The sequence below is a fragment of the Lentzea sp. genome, assembly GCF_035525475.1.
Classification (GTDB): Bacteria; Actinomycetota; Actinomycetes; order Mycobacteriales; family Pseudonocardiaceae; genus Lentzea.
The window spans coordinates 26,662-41,173 of the sequence record NZ_DATLEC010000190.1 but is presented as its reverse complement, the minus strand read 5'-3'; the positions used below and the strand labels follow the sequence as shown (position 1 = coordinate 41,173).

Genomic DNA, 14,512 nt, shown 5'->3' with positions numbered 1-14,512 from the left:
CGGCCCCGCCCGAGCGGGGCTTTCCGGCGGACTTCGTCGCGGAGTGCGAGGCGAGTCCGTTCGCGTTCGGCGAGGGCGTGGTGGTCAGGTGATGAGACCTGGTACCAGGTCGGGCTGGCGCTTGCGGCGCAGCCAGACCTTGCGGGACCCGTCGCCGTAGAGCAGCGTGCGCGACAGCTCCCAGCCCGCGAACTCGGCATGGATGGCGAGCTGCGTGGTCGCGGTTCGGCGGGAGACACCCGGCGGCAGGCGCAGCGGCCGGTACTCCCAGTCCCCGTCGATCACCCCTTCGTTCATGGCGAGATCACCTGTATCCCTCCGTTGTCGCCGGACGTGACCGTGACTCGTCCGGTTTCCTGGTCGACGCTGACGGTGTTGGGTTGACGCACGGTGGGGAACCGGTGCTTCTCGGTCGGTTCGCCACCGGCGACGTCGAGTCCGACGACCTCGTTGCGCTCGGTGAGCGTGATCCACGCGATGTCGCGCTTGGCGTCGTAGGCGATGCCGTAGGGGGTGCCGGGCACGGGGTAGCGCTGGCGCATGATCAGCGGGTTGATCGAGAACGCGAGGAACTCGCCGCCGCGGGTGTCGACGACGAGAAGTCGTCCGAAGCGGTCGGGGACGGCGTTGGTGGCGCCGTCGCCCGCTCGCAGGCCGGTGCCCCTGGTCTGGGCGCCCTTGTCGTCGGTGGTCATCTCGAAGACGGCGCTGCGCAACCGGTCCAGTTCGACGTTACGGCCGTTGACCTGGAGTTTCAGCGTGGTGTCGCCCTCGGTGAACGTGCCTCCTGGCGTGATGTCGCCGGGGACCGCGCCGGTCTGGGCGGGGGAGTGGGCGGGCTTGGCGGCCTCGAGGGTCTCCGCGACCTGCAGCGGGTCCTGGGAGCTCTCGCTCTGTCCGCACGCTGCCAGGGCGGCGGTGGTCACGAGCAGAGCGGCGAGCCGGCGCAAGATCGGGTCCTCCTGGGAACGTCGTGGACTTCCAGCATCCACGACGTTCGGTCGAAGGTCACGCAAGGGGTGGGGTGAAACTCATCAGCCGGCGTGTAGTAGTTATCTCTATTATTTCAGTGTTGACTAAATTCAATACCAATTGGCGATCCCGTCCACCTGAACAGCAAGACCGACAATCAGCAAAGAACGAACGAGGTCAGAGCATGGGGCGTTCGGGGTAGGCGAGCTCGATGGCGCTGACGTCGTCGAGTGCGGCGCGGATCGCCGGGGGCAGGGTGAGCTGCTCGGCTTCGAGGGAGGCGAGCAGCTGGTTGGTGTCGCGGGCGCCGACGACGGGGGCGACGACGCCGTTGCGGTCGCGGACCCAGGCGAGGGCGACGCACAGCGGGGAGGTGCCGAGTCCGTCGGCGGCGGTGGCGACGGCCTGGACGATGCGGGCGGCGCGGTCGTTGCGGTGTTGTTCGACGTAGCCGGCGAAGTGGGTGGAGGCGCCGCGGGAGTCCGGTGGGGTGCCGTTGCGGTATTTGCCGGTGAGCACGCCACGGCCGAGGGGGGCCCATGGGAGCAGGCCGAGTCCGTGATGCAGGGCGGCGGGGACGACTTCGCGTTCGATGCCGCGTTCGAGCAGGGAGTATTCGACCTGGGTGGAGATGAGGGGGTGGGTGGTGGGGGTCATGGCGGCGGTGGCGAGTTGCCAGCCGCTGTAGTTGGAGATGCCGGCGTAGCGGACTTTGCCGGTGTTGATGGCGTGGTCGAGGGCGGAGAGGGTTTCCTCGACGGGGACGTTGGTGTCCCAGGCGTGGAGTTGCCAGAGGTCGACGTGGTCGATGCCGAGGCGGCGGAGTGATCCGTCGAGGGCGGTGAGGAGGGCGCCGCGGGAGGCGCCGCCGCCGAAGGGGCCGTCGGTGCGGCGGGCGACGGCTTTGGTGGCGATGACGAGTTCGTCGCGGGGGACGATTTCGGCGAGGAGGGTGCCGAGGATGCGTTCGGCTTCGCCGTTGGTGTAGACGTCGGCGGTGTCGACGAGGGTGCCGCCGGCGTCGGTGAAGGCCATGAGTTGGGTGGCGGCCTCGTCGGCGTCGGTGTCCTGTCCCCACGTCATGGTGCCCAGTGCGGTTCTGGAGACGCGGAGGCCGCTGCGGCCGAGGTATCGCTGTTCCACGTGCGGGATGCTAAGGGGTGATCATCGGCTGAGCCTGGCAATCGGTGTTACTGACCGGTAGGGTCTCGCTGCGTGAAGCTCGGACTGAACCTCGGATACTGGGGCGCCGGCAACGACGCCGCGAACCTTGAGCTGGCCAAGGAGGCCGACCGGCTCGGCTTTTCGGTGGTGTGGGCTGCGGAGGCCTACGGTTCCGATGCGCCGACGGTGCTGGCGTGGGTGGCCGCGCAGACCGATCGCATCGACGTCGGTAGCGCGATCTTCCAGATTCCGGCGCGGACGCCTGCGATGGCGGCGATGACGGCGGCGACGTTGGACACGTTGTCGGGTGGCCGGTTCCGGATGGGGCTGGGTGTGTCGGGTCCGCAGGTGTCGGAGGGCTGGCACGGTGTGCGGTTCGACAAGCCGCTGGCGCGGACGCGTGAGTACGTGGAGATCGTGAAGAGGGCTCTGTCGCGGGAGAAGCTGCGGTACGAGGGTGAGCACTACACGTTGCCGTTGCCGGATGGTCCGGGTAAGGCGTTGCAGCTGACGGTGCACCCTGTTCGTGAGCAGATCCCGATCTACCTGGCGGCTGTGGGTCCGAAGAACCTGGAGCTGACGGGGGAGATCGCGGACGGGTGGCTGGCGATCTTCTTCTCGCCGGAGTTCTCGGCGGAGTCTCTGGCCGGCGTGAGGGCGGGCCGGGAGAAGGCCGGGAAGACGTTGGACGGCTTCGACGTCGTTCCGACTGTTCCTCTGGTGGTGGGTGATGACTGGAAGGCGTGTGCTGACCCGGTTCGTGCGTACACGGCGCTCTACGTCGGTGGCATGGGTTCGCGGAAGCAGAACTTCTACAACAACCTGATGGTGCGCATGGGTTTCCCGGCTGAGGCGGAGGAGATCCAGGAGAAGTACCTGGCGCGGGACTATGGCGGCGCGATGGCGGCGATCCCGTTGGAGTTCCTGGACGCGACGGCGTTGCTGGGTCCGAAGGAGCGCATAGCAGACAAGATGCAGGCTCTCGCGGGCGCGGGGGTCACCACGCTGTCCGTTTCGCCGATGCTGCAAGATCTCGAGCAGGGGATCGCGGGTCTTCGCACCGCGGCCGAGGCTTTGGATCTGGCGGGAGTGGGTAGTTGAGCTGGTTGCAGGCTCTGGTCCTCGGACTGGTCCAAGGACTGACGGAATTCCTGCCGATTTCCAGCAGTGCGCACCTGCGCATCACGTCGACGCTGTTCTTCGGCAACGACGCGGGCGCTTCGTTCACCGCGGTGATCCAGCTGGGTACCGAGGTGGCGGTGCTGATCTACTTCGCGAAGGACATCGGGCGTTTCATCAGTGCCTGGTTCCGGGGTTTGTTCGACGCGGAGGCGCGCAAGGAGAAGGACTACCGGCTCGCGTGGTACGTGATCATCGGTTCCGTGCCGATCTCGGTTCTCGGGTACCTGTTGAAGGACGAGATCCGGACGTCGGCGCGGAACCTGTGGATCACGGCGACGATGCTGGTGGTGTTCGGTCTGCTGCTGGGTTTGGCGGACCACTTGGCGAAGCAGCAGCGTGATGAGCTGCGGATGAAGGACGCGATCGGGATGGGGCTGGCGCAGGCGCTGGCTCTGATCCCGGGTGTGTCGCGTTCGGGTGGCACGTTGACGGCGGGGTTGTTCCTGGGGTTGAACCGGGAGTCGGCGGCGCGGTACTCGTTCCTGCTGGCGATTCCGGCGGTGTTCGGGGCGGGGTTGTTCTCGATCCCGGATGTGCTGGAGCGCAGTGGTGAGGGTGTGCAGGCGTCGATTCCGCAGATGGTCGTGGCGACGCTGATCTCGTTCGTGGTGGGGTACGCGACGATCGCGTGGTTGTTGAAGTACGTGTCGAAGCATTCGTACTCGGCGTTCGTGTGGTACCGGCTGATGCTGGGTCTGGTGCTGATGGGGCTGCTGTCGATGGGGTTGTTGCAGCCGATCTAAGGTGGGTGTCGTGGCCACTGTGATCCTGCTCCGACATGCTCGTTCGACTGCCAACGGTTCCGGTGTGCTGGCCGGGAGATCGCTGGGTGTGGGGTTGGACGAGCGGGGGCGGGCGCAGGCCGCGGCTCTGGTGGACCGGTTGAGGGACATCCCGGTCAGTGCTGTCGTGTCGTCTCCTCTGCAGCGGTGTGAGGAGACGCTGGCGCCTTTTCTGGCTGACCGGTCGCTGGAGGCGGTGGCGGAGCCGGACGTGTCCGAAGTGGATTACGGGGCGTGGACCGGTAAGGCGTTGAAGGATCTGCTGGAAGAGCCGTTGTGGGCGGTGGTGCAGCAGCATCCGTCCGCCGCTGTGTTTCCCGAGGGTGAGGGTTTGGCGCATGTGCAGGCGCGTGCTGTTGCCGCGTTGCGTGCGCATGATGCTCGTATCACCGAGGAGCACGGTCCGGGGGCTGTGTGGGTGTTGTGCTCGCACGGTGATGTGATCAAGTCGATCTTGGCGGATGCGCTGGGTGTGCATCTGGACGGTTTTCAGCGCATTGTCGTGGATCCGTGTTCGATCTCGGTGGTGCAGTACACGCAGACGCGGCCGTTCGTGTTGCGGGTGAACGACAACGGTGGTGATCTGGCGGGTGTGGTGCCGAAGGCGGCGCCGCAGGAGGAGCCGTCGTCGGACGCTACCGTGGGCGGCGCGACCGGGACGTGAGGTAGCGCTGTTCCGGTGCGTTGAGCGTGCGTTTCGCGGCTTTCTCGTATTCGTCGCGGGCTTCGTCGTGCTTTCCTTGCAGGTCCAGGAGATGCGCTCTGACGGCGTGCACCCGGTGGTGGTCGAGGTCCAGTGTGGACAGCTCGGCCAGGGCTCGGGCGGGTCCGTGGACCATGGCGACGGCGACGATGCGGTTGAGTGAGACCATCGGGCCGGGTGCGGTGACGGTGAGCAGGTCGTAGAGGCCGAGGATCTCGTGCCAGTCGGTGTCCTGTGCGGTGGTGGCGTCGGAGTGGACGGCCGCGATCGCCGCCTGCAGCTGGTAGGGGCCGATGGGGGCGGTGCGCAGGGCGTTGTGGATGAGGCCGGTGCCTTCGGTGATGGCGGCCCGGTCCCACCGGGTGCGGTCCTGGTCGGCGAGGGGGATCAGGGTGTTGTTGCCGTCGGTGCGGGCGGGGCGGCGTGCGTCGGTGAGCAGCATCAGCGCGAGCAGGCCGGTGAGCTCGCCGTCGTGTGGTCTTCTGCGGTGCAGCCGGCGGGTGAGCCTGAGGGCTTCGGCGGTGAGGTCGACGCGGACGAGTTCGTCGCCGGAGCTGGCGGTGGAGCCCTCGGTGAAGATCAGGTAGAGGACGTGCAGGACGGCTGTGAGGTCTTTCGGTGGCCGGAAGCGGGCGCCGGACTGCCTGATCTTCTGCTTGGCGCGGCTGATGCGTTGCGCGATGGTGGCTTCGGGGACGAGGAACGCGCGGGCGATCTCCGCGGTGGTGAGGCCGCCGACGGCGCGGAGCGTGAGGGCGATCTGGGAGGCCGTGGTGAGGCTGTCGTGGCAGCACAGTGCGAGGATCGTGAGGGTGTCGTCCTGGGCCGGCACGGGATCGGGCGGCGGGGGCGTGAGGGCGGCGACCTTGTTCTCGCGCTGACGGCGCGCGACCTCGGACCGGTACTGCTCGATCCAGCGGCGGCTGGCGGCGGTGATGAGCCAGCCCTGGGGGTTGTCCGGGACGCCGTCGACGGGCCACTGCTGCGAGGCGGCGAGCAGGGCTTCCTGCACGGCGTCCTCGCAGACGTCGAACTGGCCGTGGCGGCGGACGAGCACACCGAGGACCTGCGGCGCGAGGTCGCGCAGCAGGCCGTCGAGTGGTGCGGTCACAGGTCGTCCAGCACGGAGGGGTCCCAGACGGGCCGGACCTCGATGCCGTCGTGGTGGGCGTCGGGCAGTGTGGCGGCGTGGGCGATGACCTGGTCGATCGAGTCGGCCTCGACGAGGTAGAACCCGGCGAGGTACTCCTTGGCCTCGGCGAAGGGCCCGTCGGTGACGACGACCTCGCCGTCGCGGACGCTGACGCCCTTGCCGGTCTCCGGTCCGGGCAGTCCCTCGCTGACGACGAGCTCCCCGGAGGCGCGCAGCCGGTCGGACAGGTCGTAGTGGTCCTGGCCGAACTGGCGCTGCTGCTCCTCGGTGAGCTTGTCCCACGCGGCCCGTGACCTCGGGTTGCTGTAGATCAGGATCAGGTACTTCACTTCGGCCTCCTGCTCGCTGGCGAGAAATCCTCTCACCGCCATGTCGAGACCGCGGGCTCCGTCTCGACACCGGTGTGTCAGTCGATGTGAGGGAGGTTCCTGATGACTCGGACAGTGGTGCAGGACGAGGCGGCGATCCGCGCGTTGTTCATCGAGCACTCGGAGGGCATGCGGCTGCGGTCGCCGGAGCGGGTCGTGGCCCGCTATGCCGATGACGTGGTGACGTGCACGCTGGCGCCTCCGTTGCGCAACGCGGCTGTGGACGCGCGGGACGTGGAGTCGCTGGCGGGGTGGATGGCCGGGTTCGAGGGGCCGATCACGCTGGAGTACCGGGATCTGACGGTCGTCGTGTCCGGTGACGTGGCGTTCGCGCACGGGCTGGCGCGGCTGGCGGCGGTGCCGGTCGGCTACCCGGAGGGGTTCTCGATGTGGATGCGCACGACCGCGGGGCTGCAGCGGCTGGGTGGGCGGTGGCTCATCACGCATTCGCACGACTCGGTGCCGTTCCACATGGACGGGTCGTTCCTGGCGGCGACCGACCTGGAGCCGTGACACGCGGTGGGACCGTGCAGGGGCCCGGACCGTGCAGGGGGATGCGGTCCGGGCCCCGGTCTCGTGCGTCGGTGCCGCTACTTGACGTTCACCGCGGCCCAGGCGCGGTTGACCGCCGCGTACTCGGCCGAGGAGGCGCCGTAGAGGTCGGCCGCGGCGGCGAGGGTGCCGGTGCGGGCGGCGGCGTACTTGGTGCTGGAGGTGAACTTGGTGGTCAGGGCGCGGTACCAGATCTTCTCGGCCTTGTCGCGGCCGATGCCGGTGACGGGCTGGTTGTCGGCGGTGGGGGAGTCGTAGGCGACGCCGTTGATCGTCTTGGCTCCGCTGCCCTCGGACAGCAGGTAGAAGAAGTGGTTGGCGATGCCCGAGGAGTAGTGGACGTCGACGTTGCCGGCGGTGCTGGACCAGTAGTCGAGGCTCTTGCCGTCCTTGGAGGGTTTGTCCATGTAGCGCAGGGGCTTGCCGTCGCCGCGGATGTTGATCTTCTCGCCGATGAGGTAGTCGCCGGCGTCGGTGGTGTTGGCGGCGTAGAACTCGGTGGTGGAGCCGAAGATGTCGCTGGTGGCCTCGTTGAGGCCGCCGGACTCGCCGGAGTAGACCAGGCCGGCGGTGGCGGAGGTGACGCCGTGGCTCATCTCGTGGGCCGCGACGTCGATGGAGGTCAGCGGGTTGCGGTTCTGGGCGCCGTCGCCGTAGGTCATGCAGAAGCAGGAGTCCGACCAGAAGGCGTTGCTGTAGTTGGTGCCGTAGTGGACCTTGCTCAGCGCGCCCTGGCCGTTGTTCTTGATGCCGTTGCGGCCGTGGACGAACTTGTAGTAGTCCCAGGTCTTGGCGGCGCCGAACGCGGCGTCGACGCCGGCGGTGGCCTTGTCGGTGTAGGTGCCGTTGCCCCACTTGTTGTCGGCGTCGGTGAACAGGGTGCCGGTGCCGGAGCCGTTGTTGAGGTTGTTGACGGCCTGGTTGCCGCGGGCGGGGTCCTTGAGCTGGAACGTCGACCCGGACTGGGTGGTGTTGAGGCTGACGGTGCCGGTGTAGGTGGACTGGCCGGTGCCTTCGACGTGGTGGACGTCGTCGTAGGTCAGCAGCGTCTCGCCGGTGCGGGCGTCGGTGACCGTGTGCAGCTCGGACGGCGTCTGGTCGTCCTTGACGCTGTGCTGGACCGTCTCCCACGCCAGCACGGGCGCGTGGTCCAGGGCGAACACGACGAGCTCACCGCCGGCGGCCGAGACGGCGGGTGCGGTGGTGTCGAGGCCCGCGAGGGTGGCCCCGGACGCCTTGGTGACGCTGGTGACCTGGCCGGCCTTCTGGGCGACGACGAGGTCGCCGCCGATGACCTTCAGGCCGTTGAGGGTGCGGTCGAACCGCAGGTGCGCGGTGCCGTCGGCGTCGCGGACGACGTCGCGGGGGACGAGCCGCTCGCCGCCGGACAGGCCGAGTGCGGTGGAGATCGTCCCCGCCTGCTCGGCCGCCGCGTGCAGCGCGTCGGGCTGGGTGAGATCCCGCGGCTGTGGTGCGGCGCTGGCTCCGAGGGTTCCCATGGCGGCCAGGGCCGCCGTGGACAGCAGGGCGGTGGTGACGCCCAGGGTCGTGCGCTTCATGAACGCTCCTGTTCCGGTGCAGGGAGTGATCGCTCCGGCGTTACAGGGGTGCCGGGGCGCTCACCGTGGAACAGCCCGGCCGGTGTCGATGACCGGGCGTGGCGATCGTATTGCTGTGAGTGCATGCGACCAGCTGTTCCCAAGATGCGAGATCAGTTCACAAATGTGGCCGCGCCGCTGGTCAGAGGACCCGATTTTGTCCGGATGGCGGGACAAACCCGCAGCTCACCGCACGGGGAAACAATACGGAAACGATCAGGACCGTTAGCTGCGGTCGGAGCAGTGGGCTGCTCCGACCGGCACGGCCCGACCGGAGGGGATCTTGTTTACGGTCAACCCGTGAACTGAGAGCCCGGTCACAGGTTCACAGGCCCAGGCGGGTGACCGCGTTGTCCTCGAGGGGGTTCGCGGTGCGGATGTAGCGGTGCACCGTGCGCGGGTTGGTCCACCGGCCCTGCCGCATGATCTCCCGATCGCTCGCCCCGCCCAGCGCCGCCTGCGTCGCGAACCCCGCCCGCAACGAGTGCCCGCCGAACAACGCCGGGTCCAGCCCGGCCTTGAGCGCGTAGCGCTTCACCAGCTCCGCCACCGCGCGGCCCGACATCGCCTTCCCGCCGACGCCACCGTGCCGGTTGATCACCGGGAACAGCGCGCCCGAGCGCGCCGAGCCCGCGAAGCCGTGGCAGCGGTGCAGGCCGTTCTCGGTGACCTGCCTGCCGTCGAGCACATCGGACCAGTCCGCGAACGCGCACACCGGGCACGTCGGCCGGCGACTGCCGCGCGGCAGTACCACCGACTGCTGGTGGCGGCCGGTCTGGTCGGTCTTGGTCGTGCCGAGCCGGACCAGCAGCAACGGCTCGTGCGTGCGCGGGTCCACGTCCACCGAGACGTCCTCGAACCCGATCGCCGCCAGCTCGCTGCGCCGCAACGCCCCCGCGAACCCCACCAGCAGCAGCAGCGCGTCACGGGCGCGCGCGGGACCGTCCGCCGGGCGTTCGTTCAGCAGCGCCTCGAGGGTGTCGAGCAGAACGGGGCGTTTGCGGCGGGGCTGCGACTTGCGGCTGCGGCGGATACCGCGCAACGTCAGCCGCACCACGTCGCTGCGCGTCGGGCTCGGCAGGCCGTTGGCCGCGTGCACCGCCGCGATCGCCGCCGACTTGCGCTCCAGCGTCGAGGCCCCGAACGCCGCCGACCCGTCCGGCTTCACCGTGTCCGCCGCGGCCGCCAGGTACACCGCCACGTCGAGCGGGTCCGCGGGCAGCGCCTGGCGCCCCTCGGCCTGGCACCAGCCCGCCCACGCGATCCAGTCCGACCGGTAGGCGCGCACCGTGTTCGGCGACTGAGCGCTGCGCAGATACCCCGACAACGACGCCGCCTGCTCGTCGTCGAACCTCTCGCGCACCCTCGCGAGCGCGTCGACGTCGATCAGCACCGAGTGCGACACCCTGACCAGCGCGTGCTGGACGGGTTCGGGCAGGCTCACACCCGCGATGGTAGCCCCTTGATCAACTCCACCACCTCGGCCGGCGTGAACCCCGTCCCGCTGGTTCCCACGCTCACCTCGAAGCCGCACCGCCGCGGATCCGGGTTCGACCGCGCGTACAGGAACAGCCGGATCCCCGTCTCCTCCAGCAGATCCCGCGCCGCCCGCTGCGCGTCCTCACGCGACAACGGCAGGTGCACGTGGAACAGGGGAGTAGCGGGCACCTCCGGTGTCGTGTGCGCGAACCCGTCGGCGTTGATCGCCTCCGCCAGCGCCCGCGCGTGGGCCCGGAACTCCGCCATCCTCGGCAGGACCTCGTCCAGGCCCATCAACGCGGCCGCCGCCAACGGCCACGCGTCCACGATCGCCCCGCCCAGCCGGCGCCGCCACACCGCCGCCTGCGCGATCGTCTCGTCGTCCCCCGCGAGCACCGCGCCCCGGATCCCCTCGAGTCCTTTGTAGAGCGACACGTACACCGTGTCGAACAACGCCGCGATCTCCGCCAGCGACGCGTCGTAGCCGGTCTGCGCCTCCCACAGCCGCGCCCCGTCGCAGTGCACCGCGGCACCGCTCTCCCGAGCCCACCTCGCCTGCGCCGCCAGGTCCTCGAACGAGGGCAGCAGACCGCCGATGTCGCGCTGCGGCAGCTCGATCACCACCGCCGCGAGCGGTTCACCGGCGGTCTTCAGGTCCTGCAGCGTCATCAGCTCGTGGCGGTCGCCCACCGGGTGCAGCCGCAGGCCGTGCACCGCGCTGTAGCCCTGGTTCTCCCACGCCTGCAGGTGCGTCTGCGGATGCGCCGCGAACGTGCGCCGGCCACTGCGCTCGGCGTGCACCCGCAACGCCACCTGCTGCGCCATCGTCCCCGACGGGAAGAACAACGCCCCCGGCTTGCCCAGCAGGCCCGCGACCCGCTCCTCCAGCTCCCGCACCGGGTCCTCCGGCCGCGTGCCCGGACCGACATACGCGGTCAGGCGGCGCAGCACCTCGTGCGGCGACCGGCCCGGACCGCTGTGGTGCGACAGGGAACGACGAATCTCCATGACCCGGACACTACCTATTGCACATCACTTGCAACAGAGCCGTTCGCCGTGACCAGGCCGCTGTAACTGAGCCGCCGTGACCAGGCCGCTGTAACTGAGCCGCCGTGATCAGGCCGCCGCCGCGAGCCGCGCGTCCAGCTCCGCCTCGTCCGCGACGAACCACAGCTGCCGGCCCCTGTTCGACTCGTAGACGAAGTCCCGCAACGCCGTGCTCGCCGCCACCTGCGCGGTGACGTCCCCGACCACCACGAGCCGGAACCCGTACTGCTGGAACTTCTGCACCACCGCGCCCGCGACCCTCGTGCGCAACACCAGAAAATCCTCGCTCAACCGCGCCAGCGGCAGCACCAGCCACTGGACGTCCTGACCCCACAACGTCCCCACCAGGTCCACAGCGGACTGCTCGTCCACGATCGGCGGACCGTCCGGGGCACACATCAACACCGTCGCGCCATGGCGCGTCTGCACAACATCAGGCATGACACCGCAACCTAATGCCGGACCAGCCCCGGTGTCGCCGCAATTGCGGCGCCGACCACCACGGCTTGATAAGGTCACCGGCACGCGAACGACCCGAGGAGGTGAGTCCCATCAACGCGGTGAACCCGGATGGGCGCTCCTCCACACACACGGCCTGACGCCTTCGGCGCGCGTCGCCACGGGGAGCGCTCCAGCAGCCACCCGAAAGGCGAACGACCATGCGCTACACCTCGGAGACCACCTCCCCGGACGGCACCACCGAACGCGGCTTCGACCACGACGGCGTCCCCGGCGTCCTGTGGACCCCCGCCGGCGACATCACCGGCCTCGTCCTCGGCGCCCACGGCGGCGGCCAGCACAAACGAGCCCCCCGCACCCTCGCCCACGCCCACCGCTGCACCGCGGCCGGACTCGCCGTCGTCACCCTCGACTCACCCGGCCACGGCGACCGCCCCCGCACCCCCGACGACGACCACTTCACCCGCGAGATCCGCGCCCGCATCACCGCGGGCCAGGACCCCGGCCCTCTCCTGGCCGAGTACAACGCCCTGCAGGCCTCGCGGGCGGTCCCGGAATGGCGCTCCGTCCTCGACGCCCTGACCACCCTGGACGCGGTACCGGGCGTCGGCGGCAACGTCGGCTTCTGGGGCATGTCCATGGGCAGCGCCATCGGCATCCCGCTCCTCGCCGCCGAACCCCGCATCCGCACCGCCGTGGTCGGGCTCGTCGGCGCCACCGACGACCTCGTGCGCGCCGCCGCGACGATCACCGTGCCCGTGCGGTTCCTGCTGCAGTGGGACGACCAGCTCATCCCGCGCCACGCCGGACTCGCCCTGTTCGACGCCTTCGCCTCCCACCGCAAGTCCCTGCACGCCAACCCCGGCGGGCACGGCGACGTCCCCGAGCACGAACTCGACAGCGCCGTCCGCTTCCTCGCCGGATAACACCCCTACGCCCGACGAAAATGCCGGGCGCACCGCGGGCGGGCCTGGGTAGCGTCGCGCTCCATGCGTGACCTCGCGACGTTGCCCAAAGCCCACCTGCACGTGCACCTGGAAAGCACCGTGCGCGCCGGCACCCTCGCCGAGCTCGCCGACCACCACGGCGTCGGCGTCCGGGCGCGGACAGGGCCGTTCGACGACTTCACGCAGTTCGCCGCCCACAACGGCCAGGTACGGGACTGCCTGCGGCGAGCAGAGGACTTCCACCGGATCGCGTACGAGTTCTGCGCCGAGGAAGCAGCGCAGGGGACCCGGTACGCGGAGGTGACGTTCACCGCGGCAGCGCACGGAGAACGGCTCTCGGATCCGGACATGCCGCTCGACGCGGTGTTGTCCGGGCTCGCCGCAGGACAGGCCGCCCACGGCATCGAATGCCGTGTGATCGTGGACCACCCTCGCAAGAGGCCGGTCGAACGCCTCGAAGCCTCACTCCGCCTCGCCACGAAGCACCCACAGGTCGTCGCGATCGGGATGGCCGGTGCGGAGGACTACCCCCTCACCCCGTTCGCCGCCGTGTTCCGTGCCGCGCGCGAAGCCGGGATCGGGCTCGTGCACCACGCGGGAGAGTGCTGCGGAGCACCCAGCGTGGCCGAAGCCGTGACCGTCGGGCTCGCCGACCGGATCGGCCACGGGTTCCGCGCCCTCGACGACCCGGAAGTCGTCGCACTGCTGCGCGACCGCGCCACACCACTCGAAGCGTGCCCATCGTCCAACGTCGCGTTGGGACTGGTCGAATCCCTCTCCTCTCACCCGCTGCCACTGCTGCTCGACGCCGGGCTGACCGTCACGCTCAACACCGACATCCCCTCCACCACCGGCACCACGCTCACCGGCGAGTACCAGCTGCTGCGCGACGAGCTCGGCTTCGACGACGACACCCTGGCCACCCTCGCGACCAACGCCGTCGACGCCTCCTTCGCCCCCGCCGCCACGAAAGCGGCGCTGCGTCAGGACATCGCCACCTGGCGCGCCGGCTCGTAGCACACCAGCCCGTGCCGGGCCGCCAGCAACGACACCAGGTCGAGCACCCGCTGCTGCCCCGGCCACACCACGTGCACGATCACCGCGTCCGTGGCCACCGTCAGCGCGTCGTTCCACGACAACGGCGACGACGGATCAGGCGACGTCTGCCGTAACTCGCGCACGAACGCCGCCACCGACGGCTCGAACGCTCCCAGCGGCGAGGACCGCAACTCCGCGTACCGGGCCGCGGCCTCCGCCGACGACGCCGGACCAGGAGCCCGCCACACCACGACGTCCACCGCCACACCCGCAGGGACATCCGCCGGGTCATTCACGGGGTCATCTACTGGGACACCCACCGGAACGTCCATCACGCCACCTTCCCGAACAACGCGCCCAGCCGCGGAACCCGCGCCGAGATCCCGGCCGGATCAGCGAAGTCGAACTGCTCACCCTCCGGCTCCGGAGACGACGGCGGCTCCAGCCCGCGCGCGGCCAGCACCGCCTCCAGATCACCGTCGAACGCCTCACCCGCCACGTGGTCGAGGCCCTCCCAGTCCGGCCAGTCCTCATCCGCCCACGCGTGCACGCCACCACGCGAGGCCAGCAACCGGACGTGCGGCAGATCGGCCAGCGCGTCCGGCTCCGCCGCCACCGCGTCGAACACCGACCGCCCCTGCCCGACCAGCCACGCCTGGAAGTAGAAGAACCCGTCGTCCGAACACAGCCCGCCGCAGATCAGATGCGCCGCCTGCCAGTGCTCCCACGTGTCGACCCGGCGCCGCACCTCGCCCAGCCGCACCGCGAACTCCACCACCTCACCAGGAGGCAGCGCGGCCAGAGCAGCCGTCAGCCACTCCAGCCGCTCGTCCTGGCCGGAGGTCTCCGCAGCGGAGGACTCCACCAGGCCCCAGAACGCGTTCAGGTCCATGCCGAGCACGCTAGCGAGAGGGTCTGACAATTTCGGACGCCCCGGCATCACCGCAGCTCAGACCAGACGACGAGTCACCCGACCGAGGGACAGGCAGACGGGACAGGCAGACGGCGCGGCGGGTGTGAGCGGGCCACGCGGGCATCCGCGAACGTGCCGAGGCCGGCGTCGTGGAG

General features: G+C 69.7%; 17 protein-coding genes. 6 read left to right on the top strand and 11 right to left on the bottom strand.

What is annotated here, in order from left to right:
• Positions 1–84: 84 nt before the first annotated feature.
• The 3 genes from VM306_RS29930 to VM306_RS29920 form a co-directional block, all read right to left on the bottom strand.
• Positions 85–297 carry a DUF5703 family protein gene (locus tag VM306_RS29930; protein ID WP_325521096.1) on the bottom strand — a complete coding sequence of 71 codons (213 nt, stop codon included), beginning with the start codon at positions 295–297 and terminating at the stop codon, positions 85–87.
• Complete coding sequence (locus tag VM306_RS29925) at positions 294–950, bottom strand: YncE family protein (RefSeq protein WP_414672467.1); 657 nt, start codon at positions 948–950, stop codon at positions 294–296. Before VM306_RS29925 ends, VM306_RS29930 begins: the two co-directional genes overlap by 4 nt.
• A gap of 199 nt (positions 951–1,149) precedes the next feature.
• Entirely contained in the window at positions 1,150–2,115 is a 966-nt protein-coding gene (locus VM306_RS29920) for an aldo/keto reductase (RefSeq protein WP_325521095.1), read from the bottom strand.
• 72 nt (positions 2,116–2,187) lie between these two features.
• Between VM306_RS29920 and VM306_RS29915 the strand changes: the two genes are divergently transcribed.
• The 3 genes from VM306_RS29915 to VM306_RS29905 are packed head-to-tail and all read left to right on the top strand — an operon-like array spanning position 2,188 to position 4,764.
• Positions 2,188–3,237 carry an LLM class F420-dependent oxidoreductase gene (locus VM306_RS29915; protein ID WP_325521094.1) on the top strand — a complete coding sequence of 350 codons (1,050 nt, stop codon included), beginning with the start codon at positions 2,188–2,190 and terminating at the stop codon, positions 3,235–3,237.
• On the top strand, positions 3,234–4,061 hold the full coding sequence (locus VM306_RS29910; RefSeq protein WP_325521093.1) for an undecaprenyl-diphosphate phosphatase: 828 nt from the start codon (positions 3,234–3,236) through the stop codon (positions 4,059–4,061). The genes VM306_RS29915 and VM306_RS29910 overlap by 4 nt, the downstream gene beginning before the upstream one ends.
• A gap of 10 nt (positions 4,062–4,071) precedes the next feature.
• Positions 4,072–4,764 (top strand): histidine phosphatase family protein, encoded by a 693-nt coding sequence (locus VM306_RS29905; protein ID WP_325521092.1) that lies wholly within the window; start codon positions 4,072–4,074, stop codon positions 4,762–4,764.
• Here the strand turns inward: VM306_RS29905 and VM306_RS29900 are convergent.
• Positions 4,736–5,914 (bottom strand): RNA polymerase sigma factor, encoded by a 1,179-nt coding sequence (locus VM306_RS29900; RefSeq protein WP_325521091.1) that lies wholly within the window; start codon positions 5,912–5,914, stop codon positions 4,736–4,738. The genes VM306_RS29905 and VM306_RS29900 overlap by 29 nt on opposite strands.
• Positions 5,911–6,285, bottom strand: coding sequence for a YciI family protein (locus VM306_RS29895; protein ID WP_325521090.1), 375 nt, complete (start codon positions 6,283–6,285; stop codon positions 5,911–5,913). The genes VM306_RS29900 and VM306_RS29895 overlap by 4 nt, the downstream gene beginning before the upstream one ends.
• Positions 6,286–6,387: 102 nt before the next feature.
• Here VM306_RS29895 and VM306_RS29890 point away from each other — a divergent pair, with 102 nt between their 5' ends.
• On the top strand, positions 6,388–6,837 hold the full coding sequence (locus tag VM306_RS29890) for a YybH family protein (RefSeq protein WP_325521089.1): 450 nt from the start codon (positions 6,388–6,390) through the stop codon (positions 6,835–6,837).
• 77 nt (positions 6,838–6,914) lie between these two features.
• Here the strand turns inward: VM306_RS29890 and VM306_RS29885 are convergent, their stop codons facing one another.
• The 4 genes from VM306_RS29885 to VM306_RS29870 all read right to left on the bottom strand — a co-directional run bounded on the left by VM306_RS29885 (position 6,915) and on the right by VM306_RS29870 (position 11,441).
• Complete coding sequence (locus VM306_RS29885; RefSeq protein WP_325521088.1) at positions 6,915–8,435, bottom strand: M4 family metallopeptidase; 1,521 nt, start codon at positions 8,433–8,435, stop codon at positions 6,915–6,917.
• 364 nt (positions 8,436–8,799) lie between these two features.
• The gene (locus VM306_RS29880) at positions 8,800–9,918 is read right to left on the bottom strand and encodes a site-specific integrase (RefSeq protein WP_325521087.1); all 1,119 of its coding nucleotides are present in this window, start codon (positions 9,916–9,918) and stop codon (positions 8,800–8,802) included.
• Positions 9,915–10,961 carry a threonine aldolase family protein gene (locus VM306_RS29875; RefSeq protein WP_325521086.1) on the bottom strand — a complete coding sequence of 349 codons (1,047 nt, stop codon included), beginning with the start codon at positions 10,959–10,961 and terminating at the stop codon, positions 9,915–9,917. The genes VM306_RS29880 and VM306_RS29875 overlap by 4 nt, the downstream gene beginning before the upstream one ends.
• A 108-nt stretch (positions 10,962–11,069) precedes the next feature.
• Positions 11,070–11,441, bottom strand: a complete 372-nt coding sequence (locus VM306_RS29870) for a DUF4180 domain-containing protein (protein WP_325521085.1) — start codon at positions 11,439–11,441, stop codon at positions 11,070–11,072.
• A gap of 218 nt (positions 11,442–11,659) precedes the next feature.
• Here VM306_RS29870 and VM306_RS29865 point away from each other — a divergent pair, with 218 nt between their 5' ends.
• Together VM306_RS29865 and add are read left to right on the top strand one after the other, a co-directional pair.
• Entirely contained in the window at positions 11,660–12,385 is a 726-nt protein-coding gene (locus VM306_RS29865) for an alpha/beta hydrolase (RefSeq protein WP_325521084.1), read from the top strand.
• A 63-nt stretch (positions 12,386–12,448) separates the two neighbouring features.
• Positions 12,449–13,423: an adenosine deaminase gene (gene add, locus VM306_RS29860; RefSeq protein WP_325521083.1), complete on the top strand. Its 975-nt coding sequence runs from the start codon at positions 12,449–12,451 to the stop codon at positions 13,421–13,423.
• Here add and VM306_RS29855 read toward each other — a convergent pair.
• Both VM306_RS29855 and VM306_RS29850 read right to left on the bottom strand, forming a co-directional pair.
• Positions 13,390–13,704 carry a hypothetical protein gene (locus VM306_RS29855; protein WP_325521082.1) on the bottom strand — a complete coding sequence of 105 codons (315 nt, stop codon included), beginning with the start codon at positions 13,702–13,704 and terminating at the stop codon, positions 13,390–13,392. The genes add and VM306_RS29855 overlap by 34 nt on opposite strands.
• A gap of 71 nt (positions 13,705–13,775) precedes the next feature.
• The gene (locus VM306_RS29850; protein WP_325521081.1) at positions 13,776–14,336 is read right to left on the bottom strand and encodes a DUF4240 domain-containing protein; all 561 of its coding nucleotides are present in this window, start codon (positions 14,334–14,336) and stop codon (positions 13,776–13,778) included.
• Positions 14,337–14,512 lie beyond the last annotated feature (176 nt).